Raw genomic sequence first — 17,128 nt, 5'->3', positions numbered from 1 at the left:
TGAAAATGGCGGCTCCGCAAATGATGCGCGTGATCGAGATCACGCAACCCGGCCCTCCGAATGTGCTAAAGATGAAAGAGGCCGCGCGGCCTAGCCCGAAGGCGGGCGAAGTGATTCTCAAGCTGGACTACGCAGGGGTAAACCGCCCCGACGCGTTGCAGCGCGCAGGGCTCTATGCGCCACCCAAAGGGGCCTCGCCTTATCCGGGGCTGGAGGGCGCAGGGACGGTGTTCGCCGTTGGGGACGGTGTATCTGGCCTGCGCGAGGGCGACACAGTGTGCGCCTTGTTGCCCGGTGGTGGCTATGCGGAATATGTCAGCACGCCTGCGGTGCACTGCCTGCCGGTGCCAGATGGGTTGAGCATGGCGCAAGCGGCGGCGCTGCCCGAGACGTTCTTCACCGTCTATTCCAACGTGGTTATGCGCGGTGGCTTGAAAGCAGGCGAGCGGTTTTTGGTTCACGGCGGCTCTAGCGGGATCGGAACAACGGCTATTCAGTTGGCCAATGTCATGGGGGCGCGGGTGTTTAGCACTGCGGGCTCGGACGTCAAATGCGCGGCGTGTCTGGGCCTAGGGGCAGAGCGCGCGATTAACTATCGCGATGAGGACTTCGTTGAGGTTTTACGTGCGGAAGGTGGTGCCGATCTGATCTTGGATATGGTTGGCGGTGATTATTTACCACGCAACGTACGGGCATTGGCTGATGACGGTAGGCTGGTGCAAATCGCGTTCCTGAACGGCCCCAAGGTCGAGTTGAACTTTGCTCATGTGATGATGCGGCGCCTGACGATTACTGGCTCAACGCTGCGTCCGCAAAGTGATCTGGCGAAGGCGCAAATTGCGCAGGAACTACGCGAGCATGTTTGGCCGCTGATTGCGTCGGGCCGCATTGGACCTGTTATGGATAGTGAGTTTGCATTGGAGGATGCGGCGAAGGCGCACGCTCATATGGAAAGCTCGGCTCATATCGGAAAGATTGTTTTGAAGCTGTGAGCGGGTAAGAGCCTGACACAGGCTCTTAGTAAATCTCTGTGCCAGAGATTTGGCGCGTTAGCGCACGGGATCGAGCAATGCATTTGTCATTGTACAATCGTGGCTCACGTCGCGGCCGCATTTGCGGGGCTCCAAATCTTTGCTCAGGCAAACCCGTACCTCTTGAATGCGGCGGTTTTTGCAGGTCACGGTTAAGCCGTCGGCGAAGAGTGATGGGTTGGCTTTTAAAAAGGCTTCCTCGACCACACGCGCAGGCAATTTGATCGGGTCTTTCAGTTTACGAAATACTGTCGGGCGGGTGACTGAGGCATAAGCGCGGCGGGATGTCTCGAAGTAGTCCTCGGCAGACAGCCCAGAGCATCGCCCATGCTTTTTCCATTGATGCCACGCCAAGCCGCCGGACCCCATCAGATCCGTCATGGAATTGGTCAGCCCGCGTGGGGCGTCGCGCTTCGGCGTGCGGCAATAGGATGGCCAGCCTTGCTCGTTTTGGGGCCATAGCCCGTGCAGGGTCCAGCCGTAGTCGTGTTTGTCTTCGCACTGGTCCGCGCCACGTGCGTCCCCCTCCAGAGCGCACCATGTTGGCGACCAACTCAGCGCCAAAACGTAGTAGTCAAAATCCCCCGCGCGCTCGCCATCTGCCCATGCGGGTGCGGCCCACAACATCAACCCGATTAACACTGCGCGCATTTTCTCTTCCCCTTGACCCAATCCGCCCCTATATAGCCTTCAAGTTCCCCAACATCACGAACTTGTTCCAACCGGGACAGCCCCTAAGCCGGGTGACGGGGAAGGTGTATCCGCAGTTGCGGTAAGTAGGAGAGAAAATAATGGCACTACCTATCATGGCAAAAGCCACCGCCGTCTGGCTTGTGGACAATACCACCCTGACATTCGTTCAGATTGCCGCCTTTTGTGGCCTGCATGACCTGGAGGTCCAAGGCATCGCTGACGGTGATGTGGCGCAAGGTGTCAAAGGGTTTGACCCGATTACCAACAACCAGTTGACCCAAGACGAGATCGACAAAGGGGTCAACGACCGCAAGTATCGCTTGCAGTTGAAATTTAACGCCGCCGCCGAGGGCGAGCAGGTGCGTCGTGGTCCGCGCTACACTCCGCTGTCCAAGCGCCAAGACCGCCCAGCGTCCATTTTGTGGCTGGTGAAATTCCACCCAGAACTGACTGACGGCCAAATCTCCAAGCTGGTCGGGACCACGAAGCCCACGATCAACGCGATTCGTGAGCGGACCCACTGGAACATTAGCAACATCCAGCCGATTGACCCGGTTGCCTTGGGCCTGTGTAAGCAGTCCGAGCTGGACGCTGCGGTGCAAAAAGCCAACGCCAAGCGCTTGAAAGAAGGCACTGCCCTATCCGACGAAGAGCGCCGCAAGCTGGTCTCAACCGAGCAATCCTTGGGCTTGGCCCCTGAGCCGGACCTGCCCACCGCGATTTCTGGCCTAGAGGCCTTCAAATTGTCGGATCACGTTGATGATGAAGACGAGGATGACACGTTGCTGGTTGATGCCGACACCCTGTTCAATCTGCCGGACGCACCAAGTGCGGATGGGGATGACGACTAATTAGTCGCCGAAAATGTATGAAGTGAAGCGCCGCGACCCTTAACGGGTGGCGGCGTTTTTATTGGGGGGTGCTTGCATTTCTGCCGCGAGGGTTTCGAGTAAATCAGCGGCCGCCATGCTGCGCGAGCGTGCTGCGCCCTGTCCGGCCCATTGCGCCCCAAAACCGGTTTCTCCATGCTTTTTGGCCGCTGAGTTTAGGGCCTTTCCCGCGTCATAGGTCATTGGATATCCTGGGGTTGCGATATCACTGTGACGCTGTGCCCATTCGGTGAAACGGTTTTGCAGGCACCGCGCAGGCCGTCCCGAAATGGCTTTGGTCATAGACGTGTGTTTGGCGCTTTCGCCCTGAAGGGCCTGCCGATAGGCATCATCTGCGCTGCTCTCAGGACAGCGGATAAATGCGGTGCCAAGCTGAGCCGCCACAGCCCCGTGCCTGAGTGCGGTGTTAATGTCGTGTCCAGACATGATCCCGCCGGCAGAAATGACCGGCATGTCGATCTCTTTGGTCAGTAACGCAGTTAACGCATATGCGCTAAGGCAGTCATCCGGCGCTTCAGGGTCGAACATGCCGCGGTGGCCACCGGCCTCGATGCCTTGCGCGACAATCGCGTCTATTCCTGCCTGCTGGGCGGCTTTGGCTTCCGTCAGATTGGTTGCGGTCGACATCAGTAGACATCCGGCCCCTTTCAGGGCGGCAATGCGGTCTGGTGATGGCAGGCCAAAGTGAAAACTGACCACCGGTGGAGCAAGGGCAATCAGTGCGGCAAGCATCTCATCATCCTCAGCAAAGCTGCGGTAGATCACCTGAAGTGACTTTGGAGGTTCTGCATTGAACTCTGAAAAGGCAGGCTTTAGCGCGCAGAGCCAATCGGCCTCTCGCTGGGCGTTCGGCTCAGATGTGGCATGCACGAAAAGGTTTATGTTGAAGGCTTTTGAGGTGCGGCTTTGTAGCTCTTCAATCATTGCCTGCGCGCCGCTGGCGTTGGTTGCGCCGACCCCAAGCGAGCCAAGCCCGCCAGCGTTAGATATATTCGCGGCAAGCTCGGGGGTGGAGACCCCAGCCATGGGCGCTTGGATGATAGGGTGGTGAAGCTGCAGTTGTTCAATAAAATTCATGAAGTTAGCCTAAGAAAAATTGCGAGGCGTAGCAACTTAAACAGCAGGAACATACAAATAGGCTGCGCTGGGTTGCGGCAAACTTCCGGCATTTGTCAAAAACTTGTTGTGAGACTCAGGTAAACTGTTGCCAACTTGAGCCATTACATAGGGAGATTTATCATGACCAAGCTGACATTCGACCGCCGCCATTTTCTGATGGGCACCGCCGCGCTGATTGCTGTGCATCCGTTTTCTGCCCGTGCGAGCGCCAATCAGGCCCATTTGCGCATCATGGAAACCACCGATCTGCATGTGCATGTCTTCCCCTATGACTACTATGCGGACAAGCCGCGCGACACCGTTGGGCTGGCGCGCACGGCGTCTATCATTGGCGAGATCCGCGCCGAGGCAACGAACTCTATGCTGATTGATAATGGTGACTTTTTGCAAGGGAACCCGATGGGCGACTACATCGCCTATGAGCGCGGCATGAAGGAGGGGGATATGCACCCGGTCATTGCCGCGATGAACACGGTTGGGTTTGACGCCTCTACGCTGGGTAACCACGAGTTTAACTACGGGTTGGAGTTTCTGACCAAGACGCTGGCGGGCGCGGACTTCCCGATTGTGTCGGCCAATGTGGTCAAGGAGATGGGGTCGGAGCCGACCAAGGACAAAACCCTGCTGCCGCCGTTTGTGATCTTAGATCGTGCCGTGACGGACGGCGATGGCAACAGCCACCCTATCAAGGTGGGGCTGATTGGGTTTGTGCCGCCACAGGTGATGAACTGGGACCGCAAGCATTTGGAAGGCAGCGTGCAGGCGCGCGATATTGTGGATACGGCCAAGGCCTATGTGCCTTTGATGAAAGAGCAGGGCGCGGACATTATCATTGCACTTAGCCATTCTGGTATTGGCTCTGCGGATCATAGTGACGGGATGGAGAACGCCGCCGTGCCACTGGCGATGGTGGACGGGATTGACGCCATTTTGACTGGCCACAGCCATTTGGTGTTCCCCGGCCCTAAGTTTGAAAACTTCGCGGGCGTTGATGCGACCAATGGGACAATCCATGGAAAACCCGCCGCGATGGGGGGCTTTTGGGGCTCGCATCTGGGGGTGATTGATTTGATGTTGGAGCGATCCGGCAATGAGTGGAAGGTTGTGTCGCACATGTCCGAGGCGCGGCCAATTTCCAAGCGCAACGAGGACCGATCGACCACTGCCCTAGTGGAAAGCGACGCGGCGGTGCTGGCGTCAGTGGCGAAAGAACACGAGGAAACGCTGGCCTATGTGCGCCGTGCGGTGGGCAAAACGGATGCGCCATTGCACAGCTATTTCGCGCTGGTGGCGGATGATCCGTCGGTGCAGATCGTCTCGAATGCGCAGGTTTGGTACATCAAGGAGCAACTTAAGGGGACGGAGCACGAGAGTTTGCCGATCCTGTCTGCCGCGGCACCATTTAAGGCTGGCGGGCGTGGTGGGGCTGAGTATTTCACCGACGTGCCGGTAGGTGACGTGGCGATTAAGAACGTGGCTGATTTGTATCTGTACCCCAACACGGTGCGCGCGGTGCGGGTCACGGGGGCGCAGGTGAAAGACTGGTTGGAGCGCTCGGCTGGTATCTTTAACCAAGTGACTGCCGGAGAGGCCGATCAAGTTCTGCTGAACCCTGATTTCCCGAGCTACAACTTTGATGTCATCGACGGCGTGGAATATCGGATTGATCTATCTCAGCCGTCCAAGTTTACATCGAAAGGCGAGGCGTTGAACGCTGATGCCAGTCGTATTGTGGACCTGACGTTTGAGGGTAAGCCGCTTGACCCTGCCCAAGAATTTATTATCGCGACGAATAATTACCGCGCGTCCGGGGGCGGGAGCTTCCCCGGCACTGGCGACACAATTGTGTTTGAAGGGCCGGATACCAATCGCGATGTTTTGGTGCGCTATATTGTGGATCAGGGCACGGTTAGCCCGCGCGCGGATGCCAACTGGCGCTTTGCACCGATGGAGGGCACGTCGGTGCTGTTTGACACGGGGCCTGCGGCGACCAAATATATTGGCGATGTGACCAGCGTGAAGATTGAGCCTGCGGGTGATGGCCCTGAGGGGTTTGCACGCTACCGTATTGCGCTGTGATTTAGGCGTGACCTGATTGGGTGCCTTCGGCACGCATGATGTCTTAATGGGGGCGCTGCCCCCAATCCCCCGAGGTATTTAGGGAAAAAAGAAACCTTTAAGGGGGCTAGTGGGCGGCGGTCTCGACTGGATCGAGGAGGGAGCGCCCGCCGTCGACGGTCATGATTTGCCCGGTCATAAAGTTGGAACTGGGAGAGCACAGGAATTGCACGGCCTCGGCCACTTCGGTGGCGGCGGCGATGCGGCTCATGGGGGTGTGCTCAACGATGTCTTCGCGCAGCCCGTCGGTTTCCTTTAGGGAGGTTTGCAAGCTCGCGCTCATGACGGAGCCGAACGCCACGGCGTTTACGCGGATGTGGTTGGGCGCCAAGGCGATGGCCATGGTCCGCGTCATTTGCTCCAGCGCCGCGCAAGAGATCGAGTAGCCCATCAAGCCGGGGCGCGAGCGGCGCGCGGCAATCGACGACAGGTTCACGATGGAGCCGGCCATCTCGCCGTCTTCATTGGCGCCGGACTGTTTGATCATGCGTTTGGCGATGAGTTGGCTTAGGCGCAGGCTGGATATTAGGTTTTGTTGCAACAGTTGCTCGACTGAGTCGTCTTCGTCGTCCATCGGGTTTGTAGGCATCACCTGGCGCGCGGCGTTTACCAAAATGTCGACGCGATCAAAGGCATCGATTGTGGCGGATAGCAGGTTGGCCTGACTTAGCTTTTCGCGCAGGTCGCAAGAGAAGATGCGCGCGGTGCCTTCGTCGTCGGATGTATCGCCCATTTCTTCGCGGAGGTGTTCTTCATCGCGGTCGGCCATCATGACGTTGGCCCCCTCAGCGATGAAATGCCGGGCGATGGCCAAGCCGACCCCGTTGGCCGCACCAGTGATAATTGCGGTTTTGCCCGCGATGGAAAAGGACATGGAAATGCCTCCGGTTGGATTCGGTCAAGATAGGGGAAATTAGCGTTTCGAGCGAGTGTTTTGCGCGGGCTTCATTGGGCGGCGCGCGCAGATCACTTTGAAACCTGCGGTTTGGGCGATTGTGTCGACTTGGCCAAACCGCTCGGACAGGGTTTGCTCGTAGGGCAGGTTGCGGTTCGCGACCATCCAGAATTGCCCCTTGGGCATCAACATGTCGGCCGCGCGGTTGATGAATTTTTGGCCCAGTTCTGGCGTAGGTTTACGGCCAATGTGGAACGGCGGATTTGATACCACAGCGGCGTAGTTGGAGCCGGTGTGGGAGGTGACATCGCCCCAGAAAAACTTGGCGCGCGGGTCATCTATGTTCAGCTTGGCGGCCTCTAGGGCGTGATGGTCGGCCTCGACGAGGTCCAGCTCTTTGACGGTCTCGGAGGTCAGGATTTGGCGCGACAGGTATCCCCAGCCAGCCCCCAGATCGGCAACGGGGCCTTTAAAGGCGGGTAAATTTTGCGCCAGCAGGGCCGAGCCTTTGTCCACCCCATCGGCGGAAAACACGCCAGGGACGGTGGTGAAGCCGCCGGGCAGTTGTGTTGGCTTGGCGACCCAATCGGACATATCGGGCAGGGTTGTAGGGCGGGTGAACCAGAACAGCTTGCCGTGCGCCTTGGAGTAGACCTCGACGCTATCAAAGCGCGCGCGCACGGCTTTCAACAGCGATTCGATGCCGTCAGTTTTGGCCCCTTCAACGGCGACGGTGCCGCCAACGTTGGTCAGAGTGATGGCGCGGGCGAGCAGGTCATAGGTCGCAGGTTTGGAGCGGTGGCACATCACGAGGCTGGCCTGCGCGGGGGCCTCGGTCACGACGCCAACAGATAATCCGCGCGAGGTTAACGCATGGTGGTCGGGGTAGAAGCTTTGGCTCAGGTGCAGGCGGTCGGGCGCTGTAAACGAGACATTCATGTCGCCACTGGCGTTCAAGATGTTCATCATGCCGTCCGGCAAACTTAACAGGCCCTGATCAAGGGCGAGGGAAAAGCGAGAATCAGTCATAAGGGTGTGGGGAGCAGGCGGGGCCTACTCTTTCTCCATGGTGCATTGCAGCGGGTGTTGGTTTTGGCGGGCAAGGTCCATCACTTGGGTCACCTTGGTCTCGGCAATCTCATGGGCGAATACGCCCACAACAGCCAAGCCTTTTTGGTGAACCGTCATCATGATATCCACTGATTGCGCGTGGTTAAGGCCAAAAAAGCGCTCTAGAATCAACACGACGAACTCCATCGGCGTGTAGTCATCGTTGAGCAGCATCACCTTATACAGGGGCGGCTTTTGGGTCTTTGGCTTGGTCTTGGTGGCCACGGCCACGTCACCATCGGCGTCGTCGTCATGGTCAGACATAGTGATTTCAAAAGGCGTCACAGGGTGTTCCTTGGCGGCAGGCAGGCTTTCGGTTCGCGAGCCCTACTATATAAGCGGGGGTATAGTCCAGAAAAGGGGCCCCTTGCGTCATATGTCACAAAATATCACCACAATCGGCTTTGATGCTGATGATACCCTTTGGCAAAATGAGGAATTCTTCCGTCTGACGCAAGATTTGTTCTTCAGTTTGCTGCAAGATTATGCCGATCCCGAGCATTTGGCCGCGCGACTTTTGCAGTCTGAGCGCAAGAACCTCGGGCATTATGGTTTCGGCATCAAAGGGTTCATGCTGTCGATGATTGAGACCGCGATTGAGGTGACGGAGCAACGTGTTCCGGCTTCGGTTATTGCGCAGATCATTGACGCGGGCCAAGAAATGCTACGCCACCCCATCCACCTGCTACCCCACGCGCGCGAGGCCGTTGAGGCGCTTGGGGGGCGCTATCGTTTGGTCCTGATCACCAAGGGTGATTTACTGGATCAGGAGCGTAAATTGGCGCAATCAGGCTTGGGTGACTTGTTCGATGCGGTTGAGATTGTGGCCGATAAGACACCCAAGACCTACATTCAGGCCTTCATGCGTCATGGTGACGGGCCGGAGCGCGCAATGATGGTCGGAAACTCGATGAAGTCAGATGTTGTCCCGGCGATTGATGCCGGTGGCTGGGGCGTCCATGTGCCAGCAAAATACGAGTGGGAAATAGAGAAGGCGCAAACCCCGACGAGCCACCCGCGGTTTCGGGTTTTGAAGGATTTAGGCGGGTTGGAGGCGCTGATAGCGGAGCTAGAGGTATAGTCAAAGCCCGAGAGGATATGTGTCTCGGGCTTTGATTTCTTACTTATTCGGCAGGCACAGGTGTTTGGCCGCTTGGACGTGGGGCCTCGGGCAGCACGAACGCGACGAGCATGAATATCGCCCCGATTGCTAGCCCTAAGATATCACCGGATATGGCGGTGAGCCCGTCATAAGATGATCCGGGAACCGTCCCCAAGGTGACTTTTCCACCGGCGATTTTGTCCAGCAAACCGCTGGCTTTCCACGCGGGGTAGGTCCCCATATAGGCGGCAGCGCCGAACAATCCGCCAGCAATGAAGAACAGCGCGTCTTTGCGCCCGGATGCGGCGGCACATACGCCAGTGCCGGGGCAATATCCGGTCATGGCCCAGCCAGCACCAAGCATAAGGCCGCCGATAAAGACGCCGATATACGCGGATTTGACCGACATATGGCCGACATCGATCAGCCCTAGCATTTGCCCGCCGAACATCAGCACGGAGCCAGTGCCAATGGCGAGCAGTATTGTTTTCATCAAGTGCAGGTTGGTCAGGTTCAACATGCGCCCGATAAGGGAGGGGTTGGTGGCCCCGGTGCGGTCCAACACGGCACCAAAAGCCACGCCGATTACAATGGCAAGAAGAATAGATGTCATGGCCTAGGCCTCCTTATACATCATGATGGCGACGGGAATTGCGGCAAGAAATGCCCCGGCTGCGAAGATATAGCCCGACAGCGCGGTTTGCATCATGCCCGACATCATGTGCCCGGACGTGCAGCCCCCCGCCAAACGTGCGCCATAGAGGACAACAGCCCCGCCAATAAAGGCAACGGCATAGCGCTTGGTGGTGCCTGAGCCGATGGTGCTGCGCCAGATTTCCGGTATGGTTTTCTCGTCACGCGACAACCCGCCGCGCGCCAGTACAGAAAGGGCCGCCCCCGCCATCATCGCAAGAACGAAGATAAAGCTGTAGTTCATTGGGTTGCTGACAGATTTGGCGTATTTCCCGTTGGATTTGGCCAGATATGCGTTGGTCGAGGTGTAGCCATCATCGGTTGCGGTCACCACGTCAGGGCTGACGGCATCCCATAAAATTCCGTCAAGGATTACGAATTGCGTCGAAACGCCGATTGGCTTGACCAGTGCGACAGCGAGGAAAAACACCACGCCGAGCAGCAGTCCGCCAGATTTCCAGTTAAGTGCCATGATTTGTCTCTCTCAAATTCACATTCATGTTAGTGAATATATATGATTTGAGAGGGCAGCCATTGATTTAAGTCAAGTATTTGAGGTGCATCTATTCACGGCGGCGCGGTCTGTTAAAGCTTCTTTCGGGCTTTCAAAGCGGCCGAAATGGTCCCATCATCCAAGTAATCCAACTCGCCACCAATGGGGACGCCTTGCGCCAAAGATGTTACCATGACGCCTCGAATGTCCAATTCTCCAGCAATGTAATGCGCCGTTGTTTGCCCGTCGATTGTGGCGTTCAGGGCGAGGATCACTTCGGTGATTTGCTCGTCCCTGACGCGATCCATTAGCTTGGGAATACGCAGCTCCTCTGGCCCGATGGCGTCCAGTGCCGACAAGGTGCCGCCCAGCACATGGTAGCGGCCCTTGAAGACGCCAGAGCGCTCCATCGCCCATAGATCGGCGACGTCCTCGACCACGCAGATCTCACCGATTGCACGCTTGGTCGAGGTGCAGATGTCGCATAAGTCGGTGGTGCCTATATTGCCGCAGGTCAGGCATTCGCGCGCGGTGACGGCCACATGTTGCAAGCTGTCGGCGAGTGGAATCATCAGCAATGCGCGCTTCTTTATCATATGCAACACAGCACGCCGTGCCGACCGCGGGCCTAGGCCCGGCAACTTCGCCATCATGTCGATCAGATGGTCTAGGTCTTTGGTTGCATTTGACAATTTAGCGCCCCGACTGCCCTAGAACGGCAGCTTCATTCCGGCTGGAATGCCCATTTCCTCGGTCAGTTTTCCCATCTCGGCGGCAGCTTTATCAGCGGCCTTGATTTGTGCGTCTTTGATTGCCGCAAGGATAAGGTCTTCGACGACTTCTTTCTCGTCAGGATGAAAAATGGACGGATCAATGTCCAAGCCAATAAGGGTGCCTTTGGCCGTGGCCGTGGCCTTCACCAGCCCCGCGCCGCTTTCGCCTTGGACTTGGATGTTTTGCAGGTCTTCCTGCATTTGGCCCATCTTGTCTTGCATCTCTTTGGCTTTTTTCATCACGCCAGCCATGTCGCCAAGCCCGCTTAGTCCTTTAAGCATGTGTTATTCTCCATCTATATTTAGTGTCAGGGCCGCGCGGTGCGCGGTGCTGTGTAGAGTATCATTCCCACACATATTGCAGTCACAGCAACGATGAACAAGGTGGCAGAGCCTGCGCAGCCTTCGGCCCTTGCGGCAGCGTTTACGCCACTTGGGTCGATCATTGTGATGATGGAAATTAACCCAGTCCATAGCAGCATAACGGCGAGGGCCGCCCATTGGTTGCGAAACCGGATCGCAAGGGCAGAAGCCGCGAGTAAAAACAGCGCGGCCGGGGAGCTGAATTGGGTGAGCGCCTCGGCAAAACCCGAAATTGGCAGCCCGTCCCAATTGGGGCGTTCCTTATCGCAAACCTCGGCCATCGCGGACATGGGGGCGATGATGCATGCAAGCGTTGCGAGGTGGCGGACGAGGTGCACTTTAGTCATCCTCAAAGGGATCCCATTCGTCCTCGACCTCTGGCAGGGCCTCGATTGCGGCCTCTTGCACCAGATCAGCGGCGGTCGCGATGCCGGTGATTTCGGCCTTTGGGAAAGCCAGTAAGGTGGCCTTCCATAACGGGTGTTCCTTGGCTTCGGCCTTTAGCGCGTTGGCCTCTGCATCCTGCTCGGCGGCGATGGTTTGCGCGCCGCCCTCATTCACCAAAATCACGGCCCAGCGTTGGCCTGTCCACTGCTGGAGACGCGCGCCCAACCGTGCGGCCAAGTCGCGAGGCGCATTGTCAGTGGGTACAAATTCGATCCGACCGGGGGAATAGTGGGCCAGTTGCACGCAGCCCTCGACCTCGACCAGAAGCTTCACGTCACGGTTGGCGCGGATCAGGGTCAGGATTTGCGGAAAGCTGGCGTATTGCGCAAGGGCAGCCTCGGGCGCCACGTTTAAAGCGGCGGATGTGCCGCCGCCCAGTGTGACCGTCTGCGATTGTGCGCGCGCAGTTGTCATGCTGGAGCCTTGGCCGCCGCCTTGCGGGGAGGGCGTCGTGCCGCCAGTGGGTGCGGGCGGCGGTGGGGTGTCTTGCAGCTTGCGCACGAGTTCCTCGGGCGAGGGCAGGTCAGCCATATGGGTTAGGCGGATAATAGCCATCTCGGCGGCCATCATGGCGTTCGGCGCAATGGCGACTTCTTCCAAGGATTTCAACAACATTTGCCACATCCGCGACATGGCGCGCATCGGTAGGTTTTCGGCCATCGCCGCGCCGCGGGTGCGCTCGTCCGGGCCAACGGTTGGGTCATCGGCGGCCTCGGGCGTGATCTTGATGACGCTGACCCAATGGGTGATTTCGGCCAGATCGCGCAGCACGGCCATGGGATCGGCCCCGCTGGCGTATTGCGACGACAACTCTTGCAGCGCGCCTGCGGCATCGCCTCTCATGATCAGATCAAACAGGTCCAGCACGCGACCCCGATCCGCGAGGCCTAGCATGGCGCGCACTTGGGGCGCGGTGGTCTCGCCTGCGCCATGCGAGATGGCCTGATCCATCAAGGACATCGCGTCGCGCACCGAGCCTTCAGCCGCGCGGGTAATCAGCGCCAGTGCGTCCTCGGCGATCTGTGCGCTTTCTTTGGTGGCGATATTGGCGAGGTGGGCAATCATCACTTCCGGCTCGATGCGGCGCAAATCGAAACGCTGGCAGCGCGACAGAACGGTGACAGGAACCTTGCGAATTTCCGTGGTGGCGAAGATGAATTTGACGTGCTCGGGTGGCTCTTCCAGCGTCTTTAGCAGCGCGTTGAAGGCGGAGGTGGACAGCATGTGCACCTCATCAATGATGTAGATTTTGTAACGCGCAGAGGCGGCGCGATAATGCACGCTATCAATAATTTCGCGGATATCGCCCACACCCGTGCGCGATGCCGCGTCCATTTCCATCACGTCCACATGGCGGCCCTCAGCGATGGCCACGCAGTTGTCGCAAGTGCCGCAAGGCTCTGTGGTGGGGCCGCCGGTGCCGTCCGTGCCGATGCAGTTCATGCCCTTGGCGATGATCCGCGCGGTGGTGGTTTTACCGGTGCCGCGAATGCCGGTCATGATGAAGGCCTGCGCGATACGCCCGGCCTCGAAGGCATTTCTAAGGGTGCGGACCATGGCGTCTTGGCCGATCAAGTCGGCAAAGGTCGCGGGTCGGTATTTACGCGCTAGAACCTGATAGCCGCCGCTGGTCGTTTCGCTCATGGGTGATCCTTGGATTCGTCTGCGCCTAGAGACTAAATCGGGGAGGGCATAAGGTCCACCGAAGACTACTCTTTAAGTCGCGGGTTACGGGCCGAAAACCAGTTTTGGCACTTGCTTGATCGGGTCCGACGTGTTGCGCACCCGTGCCATTGTCCATGCGCCTTGCAAGGACATCCAAAGGGCGTCCGCCAACATGGAAGCCTCTTCTGGCGGGGTGCCTTTGGCAATGGCGTGGGCTTTGGTTGCGGCGTGCCAGACCTCGAAAATAGCGCGGGTGCTGTCGCGAAACTCAATGTTGCCGGGGCTTTCAAACAGGGTGGCGCTGATCGGGCACCCGACCCAATTATCATTGAGGGCAAAGAGTTTAGCGAGTTTGAAGCAAAAGGTAGTTATCCCGTCACGGGTGTCTGCGGCATCCTTAAACGAAGCATCCAAAATGATCAGGGTTTGGTCTGCCGAAAACTTGGCTGCGGCTTGGGCAAGATCGGATTTTCCGTTTGGAAAGTGGTGGTAGAGCGAGCCTTTGGGGGCCTCGGCTGTCTCCAAAATTTCCGTTACGCCAACGCCGTGATATCCTTTGCGCTGAAACAACAAAGCAGCTGCCATCACGAGGCGCTCGCGGGTGGGGGGGAGTTTAGCCATGCCGTATTGTTTCACGACTAGACCGATCAGTCCAGCCGTGATACTAGACCGATCAGTCCAACCCGTCGGAGCCTCCGAATGACTATGATTAAGTTGATACAGCCAGATGAAGTGCTGGTGCGTGATGTTCGCTTTCTGTCAGGCGGGCAAAAGCTTGTGGGGCAGTTGTTTCACCCGGTGCAAACACCTCGGGCTGCGGTTGTTCTGAACCCGGCAACCGCCGTAACACAACGCTTTTACCGCCCCTTTGCGGAGTGGCTGGTGCGCGAGCGCGGGATGGCGTGTTTGCTGTATGATTACCGTGATTTCGGGGCCTCCGCGCGCGGGCATGTGCGCAAATCTAGGGCCACAATGGTGGATTGGGGGGTGCATGACCAACAGGCGGCCCGCGATTTTATGCGCGCTCAAATGCCGGGTGTGCCGCTGTGGGTGATCGGCCACTCGTTGGGGGCTTTGCTGATCCCGTTTCAGCAAAATCTTGATAATATTGACCGCTTGATCACGGTGGCCAGCGGCCCTGTTCATGTGTCCGAGCACCCGTGGCCCTATCAGGCATTGGCACGTTTGTTTTGGTACGGGGCGGGGCCTGTGGCGACGCTGGGGCTTGGGTATTTGCCGGGTAAACGTTTGGGGATTGGACGGGATTTGCCGCCGGAGGTTTACTGGCAGTGGCGCAATTTTTGTACGCGACGTGATTTTGCGACCCGTGATATTGGTGCCAGCCTGCCGTATCCCGATTGGTCTAGCCTGCGTGCTCCGGCGAAATTCGTGGCGGTGGAGGACGATGTTATGGTCCCGCCCTTGGCCGTGTGGCGGTCTATGGATTTCTATCGCGGAGCCCCGAAATCACAAAAGACCCTACGGCCCGAGGCGTATGGGCTGAACGCAATCGGCCATATCGGGGTGTTTGATTCGCGAAATGCAGCGTGCTGGGGAGATATAATCGCCTAGCGGACAGCGCCGCAGGCGATAAGGTGAGAGGTTGGACATCGACCCAAGTGGGGCTCGTTGTGGCTGCTTCCTTCCGGATCTGACCAGGTTGGCGAGGCACTTGCCCGCGCCAACCCCTCGCAGCCCATATAGGCGGCACGATTATAGAATGCAAGGTTTGCTATGGCTGTGTCTGCGTGCCAGAAATAAGTCTAGTGATGAGAGGCAGAGCATTGAAAATTGCAGAGACAGTGACCTTTGGCGGGTCGGGCCTGGATCGGGCCGCACATTTGCGCGGGGATGCGCAGGCTTTGGCAGATATGCTTGCGGTGCCAAGCACGGGCGTTTTGCCACTGTGGCGCGGCAAACCGCTTGTTGCGGGAGAGAATCGTGACGCGCCTGCGTGGCAATCGGCGGATCATCCGATTTTTGCCCATGCGGATGAAGCCCCGATATTTTTGGGGTTGGACGAGGGCGTTGCGCGGTTTTCGCGTGATGTGTCGGGCTGGGAGCCAGATGAAAATCTTGATGCCATGAGCGAGTTTCTTGACCCGTCCGAGCAACATTTCCCCGGTATGCCGCGCGGTGAGCGGTTCTCAGAGTTGCGTGGGGTTATGACACAACTGAGCGCGCGAGATGCAGAGCTGATAGCGACGGCCAAGGCCGTTGGCAGTTGGCACGAGACCCATGGGTTCTGCGCCCGATGCGGAGAGAAAAGCCAGATCAGTATGGCGGGGTGGCAGCGTGATTGCGCAGCGTGCGGCGGGCATCATTTTCCACGCACGGACCCTGTTGTTATCATGCTGATAACGCATGGAAATTCTGTACTGATGGGGCGCTCTCCGGGGTGGCCGGATGGAATGTATTCGTGCCTTGCGGGCTTTGTGGAGCCGGGCGAGACCATCGAGGCGGCGGTGCGGCGCGAAACATTTGAAGAGGCGGGCATAGATGTTGGTGCGGTTGAGTATTTGTCGAGCCAGCCATGGCCATTTCCAGCATCACTGATGATCGGATGCCACGGCCATGCGCTCAGCTCTGAGATTAAAATTGACCCTGAAGAGATCGAAGATGCCTTGTGGGTGACGCGTGAAGAGATGATGGAGACGTTTGCGGGCAACAATCCTGATATGAAACCAGCGCGTGAGGGGGCAATTGCACATTTCCTATTGCTTAACTGGCTTCGGGATACGTTAGACTAGGCTTAGTCGAATAATGAGCAATTAGTTATGAAGTTCTCCACCAAGGAAGACCTTGAGGTCCCTATTAGTGATGTGTTCGAAATGCTGTCGGATTTCGACGGGTTCGAGCGTGCGGTATTGCGCCATGGAGCCGATGTGACGCGTACCGATGAAATGACCGAGGTTGGCGTCGGGTTGATGTGGAAGGCGCGGGCGGAAGTCCGTGGTAAGCCACGAGATTTCGATGTGAAGCTGGTGGAGTACGACCGCCCGAACCAGATGTTGTTCGAGGTGGCCACAAAGAACATGGGCGGGAACTTCCTAGTTGAGCTGGTGGCCCTGTCGCGCGCCCGAACACGGATGCGCATCGAGCTGGACGTGCGGCCACAAACCCTATCTGCCCGCCTGTTGATGCAATCGGCCAAATTGGCGCGAAATACGCTGAACCGGCGCTATAAAACCCGGGTCGCGCATTTTGCGACGGATTTGGAAGAGCGTCACAAAAAAGGCCTGCGCTCTGCGGGTGTGACCTAAAGGAGCGCCTTTCAGGCGCGCTTCATTTTTAGTGGGACAGATCGCGGGCGTTTAGCGCCATTCGCAGCACTGTATCTACTTCTGGTGACTGGGCTCGGGTGCCATCCAAGACATCATTAAGCGGGACCCATGCCGCATTGAGCGCGTCATCATCCGCCTTTGGCGTGCCGCTGACATAGGTGCAAAGAACCGCGGCGAGAAGGAAGTGATGCAGGATTTGGCCTTGAGCATCGCGGTGGATGCCGTCGATATTGGTCAAATACCGGATTGGTGTCGCTATGACGCCGGTTTCCTCTGCCAGCTCGCGCACCGCCGCCTCTAGGGCAGTTTCGCCCAGCTCCACATGCCCACCGGGAAAGCCCCATGTCCCGGCATTTGGCGGGTTGCGGCGTTGCACCAGTAAGGCGTGGTCTTCGTGTATGACCACAGCAATTGCCGCCAAGGTCGGGCGTAGGGTTGGGCGCATGACCACG

The 17,128-nt window shown here is 57.9% G+C and carries 20 protein-coding genes and 1 other RNA gene; 7 read left to right on the top strand and 14 right to left on the bottom strand.

Going from position 1 to position 17,128, the window contains the following annotated elements:
- Window positions 1-5: 5 nt before the first annotated feature.
- On the top strand, window positions 6-992 hold the full coding sequence (locus tag AC3Y7R_RS06870) for an NAD(P)H-quinone oxidoreductase (protein WP_490041283.1): 987 nt from the start codon (window positions 6-8) through the stop codon (window positions 990-992).
- A gap of 57 nt (window positions 993-1,049) precedes the next feature.
- Here the strand turns inward: AC3Y7R_RS06870 and AC3Y7R_RS06865 are convergent, their stop codons facing one another.
- Window positions 1,050-1,682: a ribonuclease T2 family protein gene (locus AC3Y7R_RS06865; protein WP_490041282.1), complete on the bottom strand. Its 633-nt coding sequence runs from the start codon at window positions 1,680-1,682 to the stop codon at window positions 1,050-1,052.
- A 140-nt stretch (window positions 1,683-1,822) separates the two neighbouring features.
- On the opposite strand from AC3Y7R_RS06865, the gene AC3Y7R_RS06860 reads away from it, so the two are divergent.
- Window positions 1,823-2,575 carry a DUF1013 domain-containing protein gene (locus tag AC3Y7R_RS06860; protein ID WP_490041281.1) on the top strand — a complete coding sequence of 251 codons (753 nt, stop codon included), beginning with the start codon at window positions 1,823-1,825 and terminating at the stop codon, window positions 2,573-2,575.
- A 39-nt stretch (window positions 2,576-2,614) separates the two neighbouring features.
- On the opposite strand, the gene AC3Y7R_RS06855 is transcribed toward AC3Y7R_RS06860, so the two are convergent.
- Entirely contained in the window at window positions 2,615-3,691 is a 1,077-nt protein-coding gene (locus AC3Y7R_RS06855) for an NAD(P)H-dependent flavin oxidoreductase (protein WP_490041280.1), read from the bottom strand.
- Between the two features lie 162 nt (window positions 3,692-3,853).
- Here AC3Y7R_RS06855 and AC3Y7R_RS06850 point away from each other — a divergent pair, with 162 nt between their 5' ends.
- Entirely contained in the window at window positions 3,854-5,812 is a 1,959-nt protein-coding gene (locus tag AC3Y7R_RS06850) for a bifunctional 2',3'-cyclic-nucleotide 2'-phosphodiesterase/3'-nucleotidase (protein ID WP_490041279.1), read from the top strand.
- A gap of 106 nt (window positions 5,813-5,918) precedes the next feature.
- Here AC3Y7R_RS06850 and AC3Y7R_RS06845 read toward each other — a convergent pair whose 3' ends face one another.
- From AC3Y7R_RS06845 to clpS, 3 genes are read right to left on the bottom strand one after another with little or no spacing between them, the layout of a single operon-like run.
- On the bottom strand, window positions 5,919-6,725 hold the full coding sequence (locus AC3Y7R_RS06845) for an SDR family NAD(P)-dependent oxidoreductase (RefSeq protein WP_490041278.1): 807 nt from the start codon (window positions 6,723-6,725) through the stop codon (window positions 5,919-5,921).
- Window positions 6,726-6,764: 39 nt separating this feature from the next.
- On the bottom strand, window positions 6,765-7,775 hold the full coding sequence (locus AC3Y7R_RS06840; protein WP_490041277.1) for a class I SAM-dependent methyltransferase: 1,011 nt from the start codon (window positions 7,773-7,775) through the stop codon (window positions 6,765-6,767).
- Between the two features lie 24 nt (window positions 7,776-7,799).
- Window positions 7,800-8,120, bottom strand: coding sequence for an ATP-dependent Clp protease adapter ClpS (clpS, locus tag AC3Y7R_RS06835; RefSeq protein ID WP_490041276.1), 321 nt, complete (start codon window positions 8,118-8,120; stop codon window positions 7,800-7,802).
- Between the two features lie 112 nt (window positions 8,121-8,232).
- Here clpS and AC3Y7R_RS06830 point away from each other — a divergent pair, with 112 nt between their 5' ends.
- Window positions 8,233-8,937, top strand: a complete 705-nt coding sequence (locus tag AC3Y7R_RS06830) for an HAD family hydrolase (protein ID WP_490041275.1) — start codon at window positions 8,233-8,235, stop codon at window positions 8,935-8,937.
- A 43-nt stretch (window positions 8,938-8,980) separates the two neighbouring features.
- Here the strand turns inward: AC3Y7R_RS06830 and AC3Y7R_RS06825 are convergent, their stop codons facing one another.
- From AC3Y7R_RS06825 to AC3Y7R_RS06795, 7 genes are all read right to left on the bottom strand, one after another.
- Complete coding sequence (locus AC3Y7R_RS06825; protein ID WP_490041274.1) at window positions 8,981-9,571, bottom strand: YeeE/YedE thiosulfate transporter family protein; 591 nt, start codon at window positions 9,569-9,571, stop codon at window positions 8,981-8,983.
- Between the two features lie 3 nt (window positions 9,572-9,574).
- Entirely contained in the window at window positions 9,575-10,123 is a 549-nt protein-coding gene (locus AC3Y7R_RS06820; RefSeq protein ID WP_490041273.1) for a YeeE/YedE thiosulfate transporter family protein, read from the bottom strand.
- A 113-nt stretch (window positions 10,124-10,236) separates the two neighbouring features.
- Complete coding sequence (recR, locus tag AC3Y7R_RS06815; RefSeq protein ID WP_490041272.1) at window positions 10,237-10,836, bottom strand: recombination mediator RecR; 600 nt, start codon at window positions 10,834-10,836, stop codon at window positions 10,237-10,239.
- Between the two features lie 18 nt (window positions 10,837-10,854).
- Window positions 10,855-11,199, bottom strand: a complete 345-nt coding sequence (locus AC3Y7R_RS06810) for a YbaB/EbfC family nucleoid-associated protein (protein WP_490041271.1) — start codon at window positions 11,197-11,199, stop codon at window positions 10,855-10,857.
- A gap of 26 nt (window positions 11,200-11,225) precedes the next feature.
- On the bottom strand, window positions 11,226-11,618 hold the full coding sequence (locus AC3Y7R_RS06805; RefSeq protein ID WP_490041270.1) for a hypothetical protein: 393 nt from the start codon (window positions 11,616-11,618) through the stop codon (window positions 11,226-11,228).
- Between the two features lies 1 nt (window position 11,619).
- The gene (locus AC3Y7R_RS06800; RefSeq protein ID WP_490041269.1) at window positions 11,620-13,371 is read right to left on the bottom strand and encodes a DNA polymerase III subunit gamma/tau; all 1,752 of its coding nucleotides are present in this window, start codon (window positions 13,369-13,371) and stop codon (window positions 11,620-11,622) included.
- A gap of 84 nt (window positions 13,372-13,455) precedes the next feature.
- Entirely contained in the window at window positions 13,456-14,013 is a 558-nt protein-coding gene (locus AC3Y7R_RS06795; RefSeq protein ID WP_490041268.1) for a TetR/AcrR family transcriptional regulator, read from the bottom strand.
- A gap of 78 nt (window positions 14,014-14,091) precedes the next feature.
- Here AC3Y7R_RS06795 and AC3Y7R_RS06790 point away from each other — a divergent pair, with 78 nt between their 5' ends.
- Window positions 14,092-14,964, top strand: coding sequence for an alpha/beta hydrolase family protein (locus AC3Y7R_RS06790; protein WP_490041267.1), 873 nt, complete (start codon window positions 14,092-14,094; stop codon window positions 14,962-14,964).
- 21 nt (window positions 14,965-14,985) lie between these two features.
- Here AC3Y7R_RS06790 and ffs read toward each other — a convergent pair.
- Window positions 14,986-15,084, bottom strand: an RNA gene (ffs, locus tag AC3Y7R_RS06785) — signal recognition particle sRNA small type.
- Window positions 15,085-15,176: 92 nt separating this feature from the next.
- Between ffs and nudC the strand changes: the two genes are divergently transcribed.
- Window positions 15,177-16,142 (top strand): NAD(+) diphosphatase, encoded by a 966-nt coding sequence (gene nudC / locus AC3Y7R_RS06780; protein ID WP_490041266.1) that lies wholly within the window; start codon window positions 15,177-15,179, stop codon window positions 16,140-16,142.
- Window positions 16,143-16,169: 27 nt separating this feature from the next.
- The gene (locus AC3Y7R_RS06775; protein ID WP_490041265.1) at window positions 16,170-16,655 is read left to right on the top strand and encodes an SRPBCC family protein; all 486 of its coding nucleotides are present in this window, start codon (window positions 16,170-16,172) and stop codon (window positions 16,653-16,655) included.
- 28 nt (window positions 16,656-16,683) lie between these two features.
- Here the strand turns inward: AC3Y7R_RS06775 and AC3Y7R_RS06770 are convergent, their stop codons facing one another.
- Window positions 16,684-17,121: an NUDIX hydrolase gene (locus tag AC3Y7R_RS06770; RefSeq protein WP_490041264.1), complete on the bottom strand. Its 438-nt coding sequence runs from the start codon at window positions 17,119-17,121 to the stop codon at window positions 16,684-16,686.
- Window positions 17,122-17,128: the final 7 nt, after the last annotated feature.

It is taken from the genome of Litoreibacter sp. (assembly GCF_058136045.1).
This window is presented reverse-complemented; position numbering and strand designations above follow the sequence as displayed.